Origin of the sequence: Leptotrichia sp. OH3620_COT-345 (assembly GCF_003932895.1) — a bacterium.
Taxonomy (GTDB): Bacteria; Fusobacteriota; Fusobacteriia; order Fusobacteriales; family Leptotrichiaceae; genus Pseudoleptotrichia.
In genome coordinates this window covers 1-492 of sequence record NZ_RQYW01000116.1, presented here as the reverse complement: position 1 = coordinate 492, position 492 = coordinate 1, and the positions used below count along the sequence as shown (strand labels likewise).

Annotated in this window: 1 protein-coding gene; it reads right to left on the bottom strand. The window is 38.0% G+C overall.

Annotated elements, in window-relative coordinates:
* Nucleotides 1-492: hypothetical protein (locus EII29_RS12355; protein WP_158612545.1), on the bottom strand; the 492-nt coding region annotated here is incomplete at both ends.

Here is a 492-nt window from a genome sequence, read left to right as displayed (position 1 = left end):
TTCCACTTTTTCCGTTGCAAATATGTTTCCCCTGTTTTCTGTCAGTCTTGACTTTATACTTATTTCCCCTTGCGCTTCTATTTCACTGCTTACTTTTGTCTTGTCACTTTCTATCTCAAGGGCTCTTTTTCCTAACGCCTTTTCTAAATATCCCGTTACTACCTTTGCACTTATTTCCGTTTCTTTTGATTTGATTTGTACTTTATGACCTGCCGATACCGTTCCCCTTACCTTTACTTTCTTTGGTGTCTTATATACTACTGCTTTTCCTGCATTTATCTTATTCGTCGTTATATCCCCGCTTGCTGTCAATGTTATATCATCTACACTCACCAATTCCCCTTTTGTATTTACTCCCGCTCCTTTATCATTACTTATTATATCTATCTTACCCGCATACATACTTCCTGCAGCTTTTCCATCTACGGCTATCCCTTTATATGTCTCTCCTTTACTTTTTACTTCCTTTGTCCTATACTCATACCTCTGTCC